Source organism: Pseudorhodoferax aquiterrae, from assembly GCF_014652235.1.
Classification (GTDB): domain Bacteria; phylum Pseudomonadota; class Gammaproteobacteria; order Burkholderiales; family Burkholderiaceae_C; genus Pseudorhodoferax; species Pseudorhodoferax aquiterrae.
Genome location: NZ_BMYK01000010.1, coordinates 76,078 through 94,223, shown reverse-complemented (window position 1 = coordinate 94,223; position 18,146 = coordinate 76,078). Strand labels below are relative to the sequence as shown.

General features: G+C 58.3%; 15 protein-coding genes. 2 read left to right on the top strand and 13 right to left on the bottom strand.

The window, feature by feature from the left end:
* Positions 1–40: 40 nt before the first annotated feature.
* The gene (locus IE209_RS17090; RefSeq protein ID WP_189688152.1) at positions 41–1,144 is read right to left on the bottom strand and encodes an MraY family glycosyltransferase; all 1,104 of its coding nucleotides are present in this window, start codon (positions 1,142–1,144) and stop codon (positions 41–43) included.
* On the opposite strand from IE209_RS17090, the gene IE209_RS17085 reads away from it, so the two are divergent.
* Positions 1,086–1,934 (top strand): glycosyltransferase, encoded by an 849-nt coding sequence (locus tag IE209_RS17085; protein WP_229882912.1) that lies wholly within the window; start codon positions 1,086–1,088, stop codon positions 1,932–1,934. The two genes, IE209_RS17090 and IE209_RS17085, sit on opposite strands and share 59 nt — an antisense overlap.
* Positions 1,935–1,956: 22 nt before the next feature.
* Positions 1,957–3,354, top strand: coding sequence for a hypothetical protein (locus tag IE209_RS17080; protein WP_189688150.1), 1,398 nt, complete (start codon positions 1,957–1,959; stop codon positions 3,352–3,354).
* Between the two features lie 7 nt (positions 3,355–3,361).
* Here IE209_RS17080 and IE209_RS17075 read toward each other — a convergent pair whose 3' ends face one another.
* The 12 genes from IE209_RS17075 to rfbB are packed head-to-tail and all read right to left on the bottom strand — an operon-like array spanning position 3,362 to position 18,141.
* Positions 3,362–3,727, bottom strand: a complete 366-nt coding sequence (locus IE209_RS17075) for a GtrA family protein (RefSeq protein WP_189688149.1) — start codon at positions 3,725–3,727, stop codon at positions 3,362–3,364.
* Positions 3,728–3,738: 11 nt separating this feature from the next.
* The gene (locus IE209_RS17070; RefSeq protein ID WP_229882911.1) at positions 3,739–4,713 is read right to left on the bottom strand and encodes a WxcM-like domain-containing protein; all 975 of its coding nucleotides are present in this window, start codon (positions 4,711–4,713) and stop codon (positions 3,739–3,741) included.
* Positions 4,691–5,644 (bottom strand): glycosyltransferase family 2 protein, encoded by a 954-nt coding sequence (locus IE209_RS17065; protein WP_189688148.1) that lies wholly within the window; start codon positions 5,642–5,644, stop codon positions 4,691–4,693. Before IE209_RS17065 ends, IE209_RS17070 begins: the two co-directional genes overlap by 23 nt.
* On the bottom strand, positions 5,632–6,726 hold the full coding sequence (locus IE209_RS17060; protein WP_189688147.1) for a DegT/DnrJ/EryC1/StrS family aminotransferase: 1,095 nt from the start codon (positions 6,724–6,726) through the stop codon (positions 5,632–5,634). The genes IE209_RS17065 and IE209_RS17060 overlap by 13 nt, the downstream gene beginning before the upstream one ends.
* Positions 6,726–11,039 carry a glycosyltransferase gene (locus IE209_RS17055; RefSeq protein ID WP_189688146.1) on the bottom strand — a complete coding sequence of 1,438 codons (4,314 nt, stop codon included), beginning with the start codon at positions 11,037–11,039 and terminating at the stop codon, positions 6,726–6,728. Before IE209_RS17055 ends, IE209_RS17060 begins: the two co-directional genes overlap by 1 nt.
* A 19-nt stretch (positions 11,040–11,058) precedes the next feature.
* Complete coding sequence (locus IE209_RS17050; protein ID WP_189688145.1) at positions 11,059–12,528, bottom strand: methyltransferase domain-containing protein; 1,470 nt, start codon at positions 12,526–12,528, stop codon at positions 11,059–11,061.
* On the bottom strand, positions 12,503–13,846 hold the full coding sequence (locus IE209_RS17045) for an ABC transporter ATP-binding protein (protein WP_189688144.1): 1,344 nt from the start codon (positions 13,844–13,846) through the stop codon (positions 12,503–12,505). The genes IE209_RS17050 and IE209_RS17045 overlap by 26 nt, the downstream gene beginning before the upstream one ends.
* Positions 13,836–14,672: an ABC transporter permease gene (locus IE209_RS17040; protein ID WP_189688143.1), complete on the bottom strand. Its 837-nt coding sequence runs from the start codon at positions 14,670–14,672 to the stop codon at positions 13,836–13,838. The genes IE209_RS17045 and IE209_RS17040 overlap by 11 nt, the downstream gene beginning before the upstream one ends.
* A gap of 52 nt (positions 14,673–14,724) precedes the next feature.
* Positions 14,725–15,282 (bottom strand): dTDP-4-dehydrorhamnose 3,5-epimerase, encoded by a 558-nt coding sequence (gene rfbC / locus IE209_RS17035; protein ID WP_189688142.1) that lies wholly within the window; start codon positions 15,280–15,282, stop codon positions 14,725–14,727.
* Positions 15,282–16,169: a glucose-1-phosphate thymidylyltransferase RfbA gene (rfbA, locus tag IE209_RS17030; protein ID WP_189688141.1), complete on the bottom strand. Its 888-nt coding sequence runs from the start codon at positions 16,167–16,169 to the stop codon at positions 15,282–15,284. The genes rfbC and rfbA overlap by 1 nt, the downstream gene beginning before the upstream one ends.
* Positions 16,166–17,074 carry a dTDP-4-dehydrorhamnose reductase gene (rfbD, locus tag IE209_RS17025; protein WP_189688140.1) on the bottom strand — a complete coding sequence of 303 codons (909 nt, stop codon included), beginning with the start codon at positions 17,072–17,074 and terminating at the stop codon, positions 16,166–16,168. Before rfbD ends, rfbA begins: the two co-directional genes overlap by 4 nt.
* Positions 17,071–18,141 carry a dTDP-glucose 4,6-dehydratase gene (gene rfbB / locus IE209_RS17020; RefSeq protein ID WP_189688139.1) on the bottom strand — a complete coding sequence of 357 codons (1,071 nt, stop codon included), beginning with the start codon at positions 18,139–18,141 and terminating at the stop codon, positions 17,071–17,073. Before rfbB ends, rfbD begins: the two co-directional genes overlap by 4 nt.
* Positions 18,142–18,146: the final 5 nt, after the last annotated feature.

The following is an 18,146-nucleotide window of genomic DNA, read 5'->3' as shown; positions in this document are numbered from 1 at the left end:
GGCTGGAAAAACTGCGGCGGATTGTAGGGGCCGCTGTATGTCACTTGCCCAGCCAGCGCGGCACCTTGAAACGGATGATCATGAGGTAGGCGCCGACGTAGGTGACCACGAAGAGCGCGCAGAACGCCGCCAGCACGGCGGTGTTGCTCCAGAACATGACGGCCGGCACCACGGTCAGCAGCGAGAAGATCCACAGGTAGGGCGAGGTGCGGTTGTTGCGCGCCAGCAGGTCGCTGGCCTCGTCGTCCTCGAACACCACGCGCACGATGCGGCGGAAAATCAGCTGGTGCAGGTGCAGCGCATCGGCGGTGCTGGGCGACTGGCCGCGCGCGAGCTTGCGGTAGACCGAGAACATGGTCTCGCTCACGGGGTAGATGAGCAGCAGCATGGGGAACCAGGGCGAGACCACGGGATGGCGCTGCACCAGCAGCACGCAGGCCACGGCGATCACGAGCCCCCACACGTAGGCCCCACCATCGCCCGCGAAGATCTTGCCGTAGGGGTAATTCCAGAGCAGGAAGCCGCCCGTGGCGCCGACCAGGCAGACCAGCATGGCGGCGAGCTGCCGGTCGCCGACCTGCAGGGCCACGTGGACCAGGGCCAGGCTGATCAGGATGGCGACCATGCCCGCCAGGCCGTTGTAGCCGTCGATGAGGTTGAAGGCATGCGGCAGGCCGGCGATGGCGACCATGGCGAAGAGGGCGGCGGCGAGCGGGACGGCTTGGAGCCAGTCGTCCACAGAGGCGAAGCCGATGCGCCGAACCCCGAGGTTGAGCAGCCAGCACAGCAGGATGGCGGACAGGGCGGTGAGGCCCAGGCGCAGGCGGGCGCGCAGGCGCTGGGTCATGTCTTCGGCGATGCCGGCGAACACGGCGGGGGCCATGCACATGGCCATGAGCCAGAGGAAAGTGGAATTGGCGTGCCAGTCGACGTTCAGGGAGGCAGCCTGGGGGGTGCCGGCGTAGGCCCAGGCGAGGACGAGGCCGAAGAAGATGCCCGCGCCGCCGATGCGGGGGATGTGGCCCAAGTGGAAGCGCTGGGGCATGTCATGCGCGTACTGGCGTGCGTGACGGCGCGCGAGCCGGATGACGACAAAGGCCGAGGTCGCAGAGACTAGGAAGCTGAACACAACAAGAAAAACCATAGCGACCGAGAACCTAGAATTGGCGACACAGAGTCAAATCATGGTAGACGCAAATCAAATTCAAATCGCGGTATCGCTGGTCAGTCACGGGCAGCGGGAGCTAATTATTCCACTCCTGGAGCAACTGGAGCGGCACTGTTCAAACCTGATCGCGCAGCTCATAATAACAGTCAACATTCCAGAACGCGACCCTACAAGCGACAACCCCTTCAAAATACCAACCACCATTATTCGAAACGACAAACCGAAAGGATTTGGAGAAAACCATAATACTGCATTTTCCAAATGCACAAGCCAATGGTTTTTAGTTCTCAATCCCGACATAAGATTAGACTCCGACATTATCACGCCACTTCTAAAAACAGCGAAAGAACGTGATGGCCTCTTATCCCCAAGAATAGCCGAAGGCGAAAACGACCAACCCGAACCGCACAGAGCGTTGATTACACCACTAGAAATATTGACCAGAAGACGTGTCAATTACACCGCCCCAAACGAACCAGTATGGATTCCCGGAATGTTCATGCTATTCCGCTCAAGCGCATACAAAGAAGTGAACGGATTTGACACGAAATATTATATGTATGCAGAGGACTTCGACATCTGCGCGAGGCTCCAACTTCGAGGCTGGCGCATCAATATAAACGAGAGCCTGCGCGTCATGCATCATGCACAAAGAGCAAGCCAAAGGGACTTGCGCCATTTGACATGGCACTTGATAAGCTTGTTCAAGCTATGGACCTCCTCAACGTTCTGGCGCTACTGGCTCAAAGCCAAAAGACCCAACTGATCAAATCTTTAATGAGCACAAAATGAAAAGCGCCGCCAGAAGCCCAAGCGATCACACAGGAAGCATTGGCCCAGCAACTCTCAGCTTTGCGATAGCACTGCTCGCTATTTACACGATCTACATTCTGGTGATTCGGGCAGACGTCGCCTACATGGACAGCCTGCGATTTATCACATATTATCCATCGATCCAAGAAAATTGGCTGAATGCATTCGCATTCTGGAATCAAGGCCAACACACGGGACTGATCCTACAACTGACTACCTGGGTGAACATCGCTTGGTTCAGACTCGATCCTCTTATACCAAGCTTTCTGAGCGGAGTGGTGCTCTTACTAATTTCATTACTTCTTTGCAAAAGCCTGCCACTAGCGAAAAATAAGACCGAAAAAGCACTGCGATGCGCTGCCTCACTAGTTTTCTGTGCAATGGCTTTCCACCCAGCTTCATTTGAACTGTTCACGCTCGACATTGGATTTGGAGAGCTCGCACGCAGCCTCATATTTCTCTGCATTGCATCCGCATGCTTCAGCGACCCGACCAAAGAAAAGTCCATTGCGCAAACAATCATTATTTCAGCAATGATTTTATTTGCAGTATTCCTATTCGCGTATGGGCGGGCCTACATCTTTGCAGCCGCCGTAATCATAACTATAAGTGCTCTCCGAAAAAGCTCTACCAACAAAAAATTTTACCGAGCAGTTTTCTTTACAACAATTGCGACTATTGTTGCGTTCATCGGGGCTGGAAGATTTACTACGACAGCATCCGGAATGGCCGGAAGCCAGAGCATCCTTACACAGATCCAAAACGTGTCTCTTGCACCAATTGCAGCAGTCGGAGGAATAATCGGCGTCGAGGCATACGGGCGCTTGAACCTGCCAAAGCTAAGCTCGTTCTTCATCGGCTCGCTTTGGCTGTGTATGGCCGCCTTATCCACCTTTCGATTTATACGCAGCGGCCAACATAAAGTAAATGGACTACCGGTCTACCTTATGGCGTACGGCACAATCTCCACAATTGCATTTTCATTCGCACGAGGAGACAAAGGCCCCGAAGCAGTGATGGCCTCCCGATATTACATTGACCTCAGCTGCATATCCATAGCGATAATCTGGATGAATATGCAACTATCATTCAACGAACCCAAAGATACGAAAAAGTTTCGAGCAGCAACTGCATGCGCCCTCTGCCTATGTACGCTCGGTTTCTTCATTACCACCGTTTTCGAAACTAAAGCCATGCCCTATAGAGCAGCCTATTTCAATCAACTCCGAGCGGCAGTACTCTCACCACTTGATTTGACGACCGAGCAATCTCGCGCGTTGCAAGCAACTAGCTTACAAGTCGCCCAGCAAGCCAAAGAAATACAACGGACGTTAAATATAGGCCCATACTCACGCCAAGCGCCCACCCAGTAAGGGGATCTCATCCACGAACTCGCAAAACCAACTTAGTCAAAACGAACGTCGCAGGCACCGTCACAGCCGAAACGACAAGCGGAGCAACCTTCTCGCCGACTCCAAGATTCACAATCAATCCTAACAAGGATGCTGATACAATATACTGAACAACATACACCGACGGGAACGCAAAGAAGCGTCCCCAAGACAGCGACTGAGAGAACACAAATGTAGAGTTAATGACGTATGACAGTGCTATTCCGGCCACATAAGCAATTGCGTAGGCCACGTGATATGAGAACCACAGATGCAGCAGTAAGTAGACGCCATAGCTGGCTATCGTATTAAAGCCACCTCCGATCAAGAATTTCGCCCAACGCGGAATTTTCATCGCACAAGAAACTAAAGCGCTGTAGCAGTAAGCCTAGTGAACTCTCCGTAGTCTCGGAGGTAGTCGCTAGCGTCGTAGTAATGTGACGTAAAAACAAGAAGGACGGCATCAGAACTGTATTTGTATTGAATTCCCCATATCATAGGCGGCAGGTGCAGCCCGAGATCCGGCGAATTCAACAATATTTCAGCCCGAGAAGCCCCGTCGTCAACCACTACAGAACACCGACCCTTGACACAAATGAGGAACTGGTGACACTCTTTGTGGGCGTGCTCGCCTCGGGTTTTCTCGCTCGGCACATTAAACACCAAGAAATAGCGCCTCACCGAAAACGGGATATCTTTCTCAAATTCACCTACAGATAAGTCTCCGCGCATATCCTGCACGGCGTTCAGCCTACGTAACGTCACGCGCCCTACGCCTATTTCTTGGACCGCACCAGGGATTTTCGGCACTACGTATGCGCGGGACTGCTCAGGCCCGGCTACAGCGATCGCACCGTTCTCAACGTATCCCATTATGCGCGCCGGAGATCCTTTTACAATGGCATGCGGTGGAACAGACTTCGTTACAACAGCACCAGCGCCGACCATTGCGCCGGTTCCGATGGTGACGCCCGGCAAGATCACTGCGCCGCCACCAATCGTCGCACCCGCCTCGACTGTCGTCCGAAGGGGCTTATCAAGAAACTGTTTAGACCTCGGAAATTTATCGTTGGTAAATGTGGCGTTGGGGCCGACGAACACGTCATCCCCCAGCGTGACACCGTCCCACAAGTAAACGCCCGACTTAACGGTCACGCGGTCACCAATTACCACGTCGTTCTCAATAAAACAATGTGCGCAGATATTCACATCTGCGCCGATCACTGCCCCCTTCAGGACAACAACGGATTGCCAGATTGTCGTGCGATCACCAACTCTATCCGTAAGAACTTCGGCGGTTCGATGAATTTGTTTTTCACTACTCATCTGCTTTTTCTCCATTCCTAACCTCCATTGCCACTACTGCGAGCGGTCGATTTTTGCTATTTTCATAGGTGCGCCATGCATACGTCCCGACCAAACCTATGCCAAGGAGGTTGAGAGCACCAAAGAATAGGACAACCAGCATGGTTGGGACATATCCCGGTACAGTAACGTTTCCACTGAATCGCGCCAGCAACACCACCAATGTCAAGACGATTGAAAGTCCGCAGCCAGCCAAACCAATACGAGTCAATAGCCTAATTGGGTAATCGGTGAATGCAAAAATACTATCCAGCATGTAGTCAACCTTTTTCCTAAAGGTCCATGCCGAGACGCCTTCTTTTCGCGCAAGGCGTTCATACCCAATTGTCTTTCGCCTAAATCCGAGCCAAAAAATCAGTGCAATCAACGAGGATCGAGATTCTTCGAGCTCCAGAAGGCGGTCGCGGAATATTTTGTTGCACCCGAAGACATCCACGCCTCCCTCCGGCATCTCAGGGACAATAAGCCGGCGATAAAGCCACCAAAATAATCCCGACGTAAATTTTGATGTTGTGGAGTCATTGCGCTGAACTCTGGTTCCGATCGCCACATCGCACTCATCTTTTTCCAAAGACCGGAGGAATGAGACCATAAGTTGAGGCGGCTCCTGAAGATCTGCCGCCATCACGCCGTAGTATGAACCCCTTGCGGCCGCCAAACCGGTCCGAATGGCAGGAAATGAACCGAAATTTCGCGAGTGGGCGAGCAGCTGCGCAGGGAACTCAATTTTGAAAAGAGCGTCTCGAAGAATTTCAAATGACGAGTCTGGGCTGCCGTCTACAACAAACACCGCCTCCATCTTTCCATCCAACTGGAAATATAAGTCCGCCAAGGCCTGCAGCAAACGCGGAATTGACTCCTCGTTCCTATAGACCGGTATCACGACAGAGAACTTTATTGCTTCCATGCGTTAACAGTCGCAATGACTCGTGCCACCTGATCATCGGTCATCTCTGGATAGCATGGCAGGGTCAGTACCTCGGATGCAAGGCGTTCTGTATTTGGCAAGTGAATATGCGCGTAGAGCGCGCCGAAGATCTGTTGCCGATGATCTGGGACCGGATAGTGGACGTCAGAGGAAATGTCAACGGCCTGCAAGTGGGCCTTGAGTTCGTCTCGACGGGATGAACGTATGACGTAGAGGTGTGCGACAGAGCCCTCTCCATTGTGAAGCGGAGCGCGTACGGCTGGATGATGAATTCCGGTTCCATATGCGTGGGCAATAGAACGACGCCGTTCGTTTGAGGCATCAAGGTCTGGCAAAAAAATTCGCAAGATCGCAGCTTGGATTTCGTCCAAGCGGCTGTTACGGCCTCCGGCAACACCCACATGATACTTGCTCGTCCAGCCATATTGGCGCAACGTCGTCACTGCCTTTGCGATTGCGTCGCTATTTGTCACCACCGCGCCACCATCGCCCAACGCGCCGAGGTTTTTGGTGGGGTAGAAGCTGAAGCTCGCTGCATCACCAAAAGATCCAACTCTTTGCCCGTTGGATCTGGCCCCGTGGGCCTGGGCGCAATCTTCCAGCAACGCTACACCGGCGCGCTTACAAGAGCGGGAAATCTCGGCAATTTCAGGAACGGCCTGACCATAAAGGTGGGTGACCACGACCACCTTGGCACCTGCGGCAATCGCTTTCTCGACCTCAGAATGAGCAATGTTGTGTGTTTCCAGGTCGACGTCCATGAACATCGGCCGAGCCCCGAGCGCGTTGACAGCGGCCGTCGTGTACATACCGGCGTTAGCGACGGTAGCGACAAGATCGCCGATTTCCACCCCAAGCGCCTTAAGTGCCAGTTCGATTGCATCAGTACCGTTGGCGACGCTGATGCAATGGTTGACATGCAAGTAACTTGCGAATTCCGCCTCAAATGCTTTAACTTGAGGCCCCAGAACAAACCACCCAGTTTCAATGACGCTTTCAACCGCTGCACAGATGGCAGGACGGTATTGGCGGACTCGCGCGTTCAAATCGTTGATCAGCATTACGTAACTCCGTTAACCTCTTGAAAATCCTGAGCAAATACCGCACTTAGTGCAGACTGCGAAAAGCGCGCGTGCACAAAATCGAAACCGTTCTGCGCGGTTACCTGCCATGCGTTGACGTTCGTCATAACTTTGATCACAGCGGCAGCGAAGTCCGCGGCACTGTCACAGACGGAAACAACATTTTCCAAGCCTGGAAGGCCTTGCGCTCCGACCGCCGTCGTGACGAGCGGAACGCCGTGGTGCATTGCCTCCAATACCTTGCCTTTTACTCCTGCGCCAAATCGCAGCGGAACGACGGCTACCCCGCAACGAGCGTAATAATTGTCCAGTTCTGCATCCGACAGATAGCCGGTAACCTGTATTGAGTCACCGGCCAATGCCTTGACGGCTGGTGTCGGATTCGACCCCGCCAACACCACTTGCACATCATTCAGTTGCCCCTGAATGATCGGTAGAACTTCTCGAACGAACCACATCGCTGCGTCTACGTTCGGCGGATGACCAAACCCAGCGACGAAAAGAATTTCCCGCAGGCGACGCCCTGCGATGTTGACGCTGAATTCATTGCGATCAAAGAAATACAGAGGGACTGTCCTCGCCGTCTTCCCGGGGATCAAGGCCTGGACAGCGGCAGTTTCTGTCGTTGACGGATAGTAGACGACATCGCATTCCCGCCAGAGCATCTCTTCGACGGCACGGATCTGCCCCGCATCACGCAGAAGGCGAGCTTCGCCGGTATGCTCGTGCTCGAGCAGCAGGCGAGCGTAGTGCAGGTCGTGGCCGTAATACAGCAGTTTGGCTCGGGTATGCTCGCGCACTGCCTCCCAGTGTTCTAGAGCGATGTGGGGACGGTTCAGGAAAACATAGTCCAAATCCCCGGCATGGGTCTCAACCCAATTGGCGTAACGGCCGACGTACTCGTTACCGTAGAGCACCTCGATACCCTCCTGCTCCAGCAAAGGGGCGTAGTGCGTGTCGTGCCAATGGTTGGCCGGCCAGAACTTGACATTCAAGCCCATCGCACGGAACTCGCGCAGAAAGCACCAGATGCTGCGCGAACCGGCATCGCGGTCGGGCTGGGGCACGTAGTGGTCGACCACCAAAATGGTCCGTTTGCCGATCGAGCGGTCGTGCGCACGGAACGGATTGACGCCGTTGTCCAAGTGCTCGCGTTCGAGAATTTCTTTCCAGCGTACGTAGAACTTCTTTTGGTTCTCCACTTGGTGCGCCTTGATGCCGCTGCCAGTGTCGGTGCCGTGGGAGATTCCTTCGTAGTGGATGACGACCGACTGCGGCTGGTACATCACCTTCTTGCCAGCCGCGCGCACGCGGAATGCCAGATCGGTGTCTTCGTAATAGGCCGGGAGATAGTGCTCATCGAAGCCGCCGAGTTGGTGCCAGAGCGCGGCTGGAACCATGAGAGAGGCGCCCGAGCAATAGTCGGCCTCTTTCACATAGTTGTAGACGGGGCGCGAAGGGTCGTCGAGTCGCCCCCAGTTCCAGGCGGATCCATCGCGCCACAGAATGCCCCCGGCTTCCTGCAGGCGCCCGTCAGGATAGACGAGTTTGGAGCCGACCAGTCCGCAATCGGGGTGCTTCTCGAACAACGCGAGCATGCTGTCCAGCCAGCCTGCGGTCACCTCCGTGTCGTTGTTGAGCAGATAGATGTAGCGCCCTTTGGCCTGCTTGACCGCCGCATTGCACGATCGCAGGAATCCCAGATTCTGCGGGTGCCTGATGTAGCGCAGACCCGGAATGCGGCGAATCAGGTCGATCTGCGGATCGCCGGATGCATCCTCTGCAACCAGCACCTCCATGGACGCACGCGGCATGTGCATTGCAATCGAACGCACGCAGGCCAGCGTGTGCTCCAGGTTTCCGTAAGTCGGAATGACGATGGAAACGTCTGGATTGGCAACGACAGGAAAGCGAAGCGATGACAACACCTCGGCAAAGTCGGCTTGCGGCACCGGGCCCGCGCCCACCGGCGCCAGCGGAGCGTTGTCGCGCTGCCGGCGCCAGATCTCGTAGTGGACAACGCCAGTGAACAGCGGGCCCGCAACGCGGTATGCCAATGCAGCAGCCTTGTCTTTCATGTGCGGCGAAAGCGGTGCGCGCCTGTAGCCAGCCCGCGCCAGTCGCACCACTTCCGGCGCCACCAGTGTGCGGATCGTCGACCACTCGCCACGCGCAACCCGCGCGAGCATGCGCAAAGGCTTGGTCACACGCCACGACAAGGATCCCGCCAATGCAGCACGCTTGGCCTCCACTTCAGCAAAGCGCCGCTCTGCCTGCTCCTTGGCTGCCAGGATGTCATCCCGTGTCGACGAGATGGAGCGCACCTGCATATGCGCGTCGTCGCGCTCACGCTGCAATTGCGCAGAGCGCAGTTGCAAGTCCGCCAGAGTGGCTCGCAGGACGTTGAGTTCGTTCTGGCCTAGCTCGCGCTCATGACGGGCTTGGACCGTAACGCGCTCAAGTGCCTGGTAGTCCTGCTGCGTTCGCGCCAAGCTCGCATCCAGCTGCAATGCCCAGTTCGTCCGCTCCTCAAACTCCTTTTGAAGACCTTCGTGCGCAGCGGCGAGCTGAATCAACTTGGCACTGCGCCGCTGCACGGCCAACGACAGGTTCTCCGTCGGCAACGCTGCGATGGCGCCCCAGTCCTTGAGAACCTCGAACGCTCGTCCCGTCAGGTCTGCCTGCAGCCGACTTTCTTCAAGCGCGTAACTGTCGACGTCGTTCGGGCCGACATGTAGACCCGCGGCCTGCATCGCCGCCAGAATAAAGCTTTGGCGCGTCCACTCCTCGGCGTCGGCACAGCGCCCGAAACGGGAGACAGAGTTGATGAGCAGCAAAAGTGTCCGAAACAACAACCACCCGACCGAGATCCCATCCTGAAGGTCCCATTCGCGGTCGATCACGGCAAAACCCTGCCCACCTGTCTTGACGATGATGTTCTGGGGCACCAAGTCGAAGAACACGCCCGGTAGCTGCATCTCGGCACGCCATGGAGCTTCAGGTACCCGCACGCCCCCGGCCAGATCGGCAACGACGTGCAGGTACTCGCGCAGAAGAGCCCCGACTTGTTCGAGCGTCCAACCATCGGTCGACACGGTACGCAGCAAGGCCAGCGACAGCGGCACGCCGTGAACATAGTCAGCGGAAGCCACCAACGCATGGTGCACACGCGTCGAAACCGGCAGCTCATCTGGGCTCAGGCGCCTGTACTCCAGTGTGATCGCGTCGCCGTCCCGGCGTAGGAACCGTGTCTCCTTGCAGTACGGCTTGGCGCGATCGGTGCTGTAGTGGTAGGCCAATACCGTCGCCGCGTCCGGCGTTGCCGGTACTTGCGCCGCCACGAACAGCAATGAGTTCGCCATGTCCAATGCCAGCCCGTTGCGGGCCAGCACAGGCCACACGAGTTCCGGCGAGAAAGCCAGCACCTCAGGCAGTTGCGGATCGCGGCGCACGCTCTGCGAAGCGAATGCAGCGGCATCGAAGCCCTCGGCACGAAAGCCCTCTTCCGTGACGATAGAAGTCGGGAATTTGTAGTCTGGGAACGGCGCCAGGCATTGAACCTGGGGGAAGCCCGCGCCATGGAGCATGGCTTGCAGCACGGCGCGGCCAAAAGTCTGCGCCTCGTCTGCCCGGTACCGGTCTTCCACCCCATACATGGCGACACCAAAATGGTCCTCCGGTGCCGCTGCGAAATACTTGAGGCCCAGCTGGTTCTCGATCGCGATGATGAGCCGCCCCTGCGGCTTGAGCAGCGCACGCGCTCGCTGGAGCATCACCTGTGCGGGACACTCTCCCGATACAAACCGGTTGGCGTACTCCAGCACGCCGATCAATGTCACAACATCGAATTGCTGGGCCGTAGCAAACTGCTCGAAGTTGTCGGCCACGACCTGCACATTGGCTAGGTCACGCGTGCGGGCGCGTGCGATCGAAGCGCGGCGCAACGTGCCTTCCAGCGCCAGCACCTGGGCGCCGCTCTCGCCCAGGTAGCGTGTGATGGCTCCGCAGCCAGCGCCGATCTCCAAGACCTCCGCACCGTCCAGAAGGTGCGAAAACGGCCTCAGAATGTTGGCTCGGGTGCCGGTCAAGTGGTACAGCGAAGGCCAGTCAGTGCAATGTGCCCGCAGTTCCTGCGACAGCACTGAAAGATCGTCTGCCTGCTCAACAATGCGCATAAGGCGCAGTTCGACCTCGTCGCCGTCGCTGTACGCCAAACTGGCGTAGCCTTCGCGCCGCCACACCCCGCGCTGCACATCGAAGCCATAGCCAGCCTCTTGGAGAAAGTCGTTCATCGCTATCCGTTCCGAGCAATCAATCCAGGCCAATGCCACTGATGCGCTCGACAAGGTACTCAGTGTTGAAATGCACCGCATGCCATGGCAACAAGTCCTTGTACTTCCAACCGGTAACACGCTCGACCGTCTTGTACGCGTCGTACTGGTGATGCCACTGGTACTTCTGTTGCTCGGTCGTGAAACGCGGTAATCGATGGTGGTGGATCTTGCGTAAAGCCTGCTCCTCATTGCGCAACGGATAGTGCTTCAGCAAAAACTTGACCGGGTAGACCTTGCGACCAGGCAACTGCACGTCGTGCCCGCCCGAGTCTGCCAATTCGGCCGGCGCATCGTTGCGCCAGCATTTGATCTGCCTGAAATGGCCGGGCCGGCGCCCGAACTCGAAATGGTTCAGATCGCGCTCGTAGTGCGCTGTAATCTGAGCGCGACCGTCGACGAAGCGAAAGTCCAGCACAGTGAAGTCAATCGCGTTGTAGCCCAGCGCATCAATGAAGGCGACAGCATCACGAAGCGACACGCCAGGCCAGGGCGAAGTGCGTATCTCGTCCGCATCGTGATGCATGACCCACGTCGCATCTAGCGTCTGGGCGTAGCTCGTGGTGTGACTCAGCTGCGCATGCCACTCGTACTGGTCGGTCGGTGCTTCGGGGAATCGGGCGCAATGGGCAATCTGGCCTCGGTGCAGGCGCTCTTGTGCCAACTCCCACGATCCATCGGTCGACCAATTATCGAAGTAATGCACTTCGACGCCCTGAGCTGCCAGATGGTCCAGTACCTCGGGGAGTATGTCCACCTCGTTGAAGCCATGCATGACTGCCGCCAACTTGCAGGGCGGGCATGGCCTGGGCGAAACGTGAATCCCTGCAAGCGCGATCAGCGTGCTCTTGGCGCGGTGGTGGTCGGTGTTGATGGTGTGCCCATGGAATGGCACGTCGCCAAAGCCAGCTTCGCGCAGGAAGCGTACGAACTCGGATGCGTTCCATTCGAGCGCATGTGCAGGATTGGCCGGAGGTCCTCGATCCAGCCAACCGCGAGCTCTGTCTCTATCCGGCGTGGACACAAGGACATATGGTGCGCGCCTGGCCAAGTCCGCCAACTGCCCGGCCAGATGCGCCGGTTGCGGCAGATGCTCGATCACATCGGAGCAGATTACGACGGCATCACGCAGCACATCGTCACCCAGCGGCGGCAACGGCTGCTCCAAGTCGTGCACGATCCATCGACCTTCGGGCATCGTCTTGCGGGCCATGTCAATGCCGAACTCCGAATCAATGCCGATGACTGCGCAATGCCCACGGAAAGCTAGGAGTTTGCCGGCCGAGCCGCAGCCGATGTCGACCACGTGGCGCAGCCCAGCTCGCTGGGCCAAATACAGCGCAAGTCGGTAGACATCTGGCTGATAGACAAGCTCGCCAGGGACATCGCCGTACAGGGGGTTATCACGGCGCACCGTGTAGTCGTCAGGTAGAAACAGCTTCATCTTCATTTCGAGACAGGACTGCAATGGTGTCAGCGCCGGCAGCAATCTGCACATAGCCGCCCTGCGGCTTGCGCCGTGGAGGCTGAGCCACGGTAAACGGCCAAGCGTCGTATACGTGGCAAAGCACAACGCTCTGGCCAGAAACGCCGTCATCGAGGCCTACGGAGATCAGGTACTCACCGGGTCGCAGCGCAGGGAGCTCCAGCGCAACCCGCACGGTGTGCCGCCCAGGTGCTAACGCGGCCAACGCAGCACCGACGTTCTCGCTGTTGAAATGCACCAGCGGCTCGTTGAGCTCGTTAAAAACTCCGACAGCCAGGAGCGGCATGGGCACCCGTTCATGCACGAGAACGGATAGGAATAAGTCGACGGCCTGAGTTTCGCAATCGGCCACACGCAAGGCTGCGCCATCCGGGCCCACCACTTTGATGCGGTCGATCACAGCGGACAGCGTTCCGCTGCGATGACCTGACGCGCCGAGTCCCACCCAGTCGGCCGACGGCGCCGGCTGGGCGTCGCACGCCACCGGCGCCACAACCGCCGGTACGGCGTCGTCCATGTCATGGGTCATGAAGTTGATGTATCGGCGCATCAAGGTTTTGGGCTGTTCGTCCGCCTTGACAACCCCGTCATGCAGCCAGATCGCGCGGCTGCACAGCGCTTCGACCTGACCCGGGCTGTGCGTCACGAAGAGGACCGCTGCACCACGCTGTTTGATGGCCTCGATAGCGTGCAGACACTTGGACTGAAATCGAATGTCACCCACACTCAGCGCCTCGTCGACAACCAGAATGTCCGGCTCGACATGGATCGCAACGGAGAATGCAAGCCGCACATACATTCCGCTGGAGTACGTCTTGACTGGCTGGTCGATGAATGCGCCGATATCAGCGAACGCGAGGATTTCCGCCAACTTGGCGTCGACTTCGTGACGGGCAAGGCCTAGCACCGCGGCATTCATATACACGTTCTCGCGGCCGGAAAACTCGGGGTTGAAGCCGGAGCCCAACTCCAGGAGGGCCGCAACGCGACCGTTGAGTTGTACCTCGCCTCGGCTAGGGTTCAGAGTCCCGCAGATGATCTGGAGCAGCGTGGACTTGCCGCTGCCATTCTTGCCAACGATAGCAACGGTCTCGCCACGGCGTATCTCGAATGAGAGATCCTGCAGTACTCGAAACTCACGGTAGTACTGGCGCTGGCGCAAGCCTAGGAGCCGTTGAACGCGCGGCCACACGAATTGACGCAGTCGGTCTCGTGGCGTGTCGTAGATCTCGTATGACTTGGTCAGATGTGAGACACGGACGGCAACGTTGTCAGAGGACATCGGCAAATCCCCGACGGGTCCGCTGAAACCAAAAGTATCCGGCCCATGCAATCAGCAACGCGCACAGCATGTAGGCGGCCAATCCGAACCAGTCGGGCAGGTGACCAAATACCAGTACTGCGCGTGCCTGCTCAATGATGAAGGTCAGCGGGTTAAGCATGACCAGGGACTGCAAGCCCTCCGGAATTGCACTCAGTGGATAAAAAACAGGCGAAAGGAACATAAGGACCGTGGTCAGGATGACCACAACTTGGCCGACGTCGCGTAGGAACACGCCTAACGACGCCAACAACCACGAAAGCCCCAGACCGAGAAGGATGAGCGGCAGGAAGACCATTGGCACCAGCAGGGTCGTCCAGTGGAGATATCCGTGGAACAGCCAAAACGCCACTACCAACACAGTCAGGCTGATGGCTGTATGGAACAAGGTGCTGAGTGCGGTAACGACCGGCAGAATTTCGAGGGGGAACACCACCTTCTTGACGTAGTTCACGTTGCCCAGCACCAACCCTGGCGCGCGGTTCATCATCTCCGCCAGCAGCCCGTGCACGATCATCCCGGCGAACAAGATCACAGCAAACTGGGTTCGGCTCTCCCCGACGTCGGGACCCGCAGTCCAGCGCGCCTTGAAAACCACCGAAAACACGAAGGTGTAAACGGCTAGCATAAGGATTGGATTGAAGAACGACCACGCCAACCCGAACACCGAGCCCTGGTACCGTCCGACGACCTCTCGCCGAGCCATTTGAAAGATCATGGCGCGGTGGACAACGAGCGTCCGCACCAACGAAGCAGGGGAGCCGGAACGTTCCGCGTGAGGATTCATAAGGCAACAGTGCCTGCGTGTGGCAGGACGTGCAGTGTCACAGGCTGTGTATTCAGGCGAACAACTCGGCGGCGGACAGCCCTGGCGCGGCAGCGTCCTTGACCGACAACGTTGGTGCAGTTTGGAGTGCGTACAGCGGCCACTCGATGGCCAATGCCGCATCGTTCCACGCAATGCAGCGCTCGTGCGTCGCGGCGTAGTAGTCGGTCGTCTTGTAGAGAAAATCAGCGCTATCGCTCAGCACCAGGAATCCATGCGCAAAGCCAGGCGGAACCCAAAGCTGGCGATGGTTCTCCTCCGTTAGCTCCGCTCCCACCCATCGCCCGAAGCTCGGGGACGATGCACGGATGTCTACCGCCACATCGAACACTGCGCCGCGGACCACACGCACCAGCTTGCCCTGCGCATGCGGCGGCAGCTGGTAGTGCAAGCCGCGCAGGACACCCTTGCTACTGCGGCTGTGGTTGTCCTGTACAAAATCTAGACCGAGGCCGGTCGCAACGCGGAACCCTTCAGCGTTGAAGCTTTCGTAGAAGAAGCCGCGGGTGTCACCGAACACCTTCGGCTCGACCAACAGGACATCGGGGATCTCCAGCCGCGTCACCTTCATCAGAACACCTTTTCCTTCAAGAGACGCAGCAAATACTGGCCGTAGCCGGCCTTGAGCAGTGGGGCGGCGAGCCGCTCCAGTTGGCCGGCATCGACCCACCCTTGGCGAAAAGCGATCTCTTCAGGACATGCCACCTTCAAGCCCTGCCGATGCTCAATGGTCGCGATGAACTGGCCCGCTTCCAGCAGGCTTTCATGCGTGCCAGTGTCAAGCCATGCGTAGCCTCGCCCCATGATCTCGACGTGGAGCTTGCCGTCGTCGAGGTAAAACCGGTTCAGATCGGTGATTTCGAGTTCGCCGCGCGCGGAAGGTTTGAGTTGCCTTGCAAGTTCTGACACGCGGCCGTCGTAAAAATACAGGCCTGTCACTGCATAGTTCGACTTGGGCTCCTGCGGCTTTTCTTCCAGCGACAACACCTTGCCTTCGGTGTTGAACTCAGCCACTCCGTAGCGCTCGGGATCATGTACGTGGTAAGCAAAGACGCTAGCCCCTTCTGTCCGCCGGCTTGCGCTTTCCAATAGATCCTGAAAGTCGTGCCCATGAAAGATGTTGTCACCCAGTACCAGCGTGCTCGGAGAACCATTCAGGAATGACTCGCCGATCAAGAACGCCTGAGCCAATCCATCGGGACTAGATTGGACCGCGTATTGCAGATTTAACCCCCACTGACTCCCATCACCCAGCAACTGCTGGAAGCGCGGCGTGTCCTGCGGCGTACTGATCACCAGAATGTCGCGGATGCCCGCCAGCATCAGCGTGCTGAGCGGGTAATAGATCATGGGCTTGTCATACACCGGCAGCAGTTGCTTGCTGATGGCCAGCGTGGCGGGATGCAGCCGGGTGCCGGACCCACCCGCTAAGATGATGCCTTTGCGTTGAATCGTCATGCAGAGCGTTCCAGGGTTTCGGTGAGCATACGTGCGACGCCAATTTGCCAGTGCGGCAGCACCAGGCCAAAGGCACCGCGCAGCTTTCTCGTGTCCAACCGGCTATTGCGAGGGCGCGGCGCGATCACTTTGAACGCACTGGATGGGACGGCCTGAATCGCATCGCCGACTGCCTTGAGCGTGATCCCGCGCTGCTGGGCAAAGTCGATCACGAAGCGTGCATAGCCATGCCAGGAGGTTTCACCGCCAGCCACGACGTGGTACAGACCGGCCAACGCATCGCCGTCCGCCGCCTGCGTTCGACGCAATGCCAAAGCCGTCACATCGGCGAGAAGCTCCGCGCCGGTGGGCGCACCGAACTGGTCGTCCACCACCGTCAAGCGCTCGCGTTCGGCAGACAGCCGCAGCATGGTCTTGGCGAAGTTCTGGCCTCGCGCGGCGTAGACCCAGCTAGTGCGAAAGATGAGGTGGCGACGGCAATGCTGCTGGAGCAATTGCTCGCCTTCCAGCTTGGTGCGGCCATAGACCGACGGTGGGCCGGTCTGGCTACTTTCCGTCCAAGGCTGATGCCCACTGCCGTCGAACACGTAGTCGGTCGAGTAATGAACCATCCAGGCGCCCAGCTTCTGCGCCTCGCGCGCGAGCACGCCGACGCCCACCGCGTTCAACGCGCGCGCAAGTTCGGGCTCGCTCTCGGCCTTGTCCACCGCCGTGTGGGCGGCGGCATTCACAATGACAGTCGGCGCCACACGGCGCACGGTCTCCGCCAGTTCCTCGGGCTTGCTCAAGTCGCCGCACAGCTCGGTACTGTCGAAGTCCAGCGCCACCAACTCGCCCAACGGCGCCAAGCTGCGCTGCAGCTCCCAGCCGACCTGGCCACCCTTGCCCAACAGTAGGATTTTCATGCTGCAGGGCGCTCGCTGTAGTTCTTCGACAACCACTCGCGGTAAGCGCCGCTCTGCACGCGCGCGACCCAATCGGCGTTCGCGAGGTACCACTCCACCGTCTTGCGGATGCCCGTGTCAAAGGTCTCGGCGGGCTTCCAGCCGAGCTCGCGCTCGATCTTGCGCGCGTCGATGGCGTAGCGTCGGTCGTGGCCGGGGCGGTCTGTCACGTAGGCGATCTGCTCGGTATAGGACTTGCCGTCGGCCCGCGGCCGCTTCTCGTCCAGCAGCGCGCAGACCGTGCGCACGATCTCCAGGTTGGGCTTTTCGTTCCAGCCCCCCACGTTGTAGACCTCGCCAACGCCGCCAGCCTCCAGCACGCGCCGGATGGCGCTGCAGTGGTCGCCGACGTAGAGCCAGTCGCGGATCTGCTGTCCATCGCCATACACCGGCAGCGGCTTGCCGGCCAGGGCGTTGACGATCATCAGCGGGATCAGCTTTTCGGGGAAATGGAACGGGCCGTAGTTGTTGCTGCAGTTGGTCGTCAGCACCGGCAAGCCGTAGGTGTGGTGGTAGGCGCGCACCAGGTGGTCGCTGGCGGCCTTGCTGGCCGAATACGGGCTGTTGGGCTCGTAGCGGTGCTGCTCAGTAAAGGCTGGCGCCTGCGGATCCAGCGAGCCGTAGACCTCGTCGGTCGAGACATGCAGGAAGCGGAACGCCGCCTTGCGCTCGGCCGGCAAGGCCCCCCAGTAGGCGCGGACAGCCTCCAGCAGGCCGAAGGTGCCGACCACATTGGTCTCGATGAAGGCGGCCGGGCCGTGGATGGAACGGTCCACGTGCGACTCGGCAGCGAAGTTCACGACGGCACGGACAGCGTTCTCGGCCAGCAGGCGGCCGACCAACGCCGAGTCCCCGATGTCGCCCTGTACGAACCGATGCCTGGCGTCGTCAGCCAAACTGGCCAGATTTTCCAGGTTGCCCGCATACGTGAGCTTGTCCAGGTTCAGTACGGGTTCGCCAATCTTGGCAACCCAATCCAGCACGAAGTTGGTGCCGATGAAGCCGGCGCCGCCGGTGACAAGAATCATGGGGA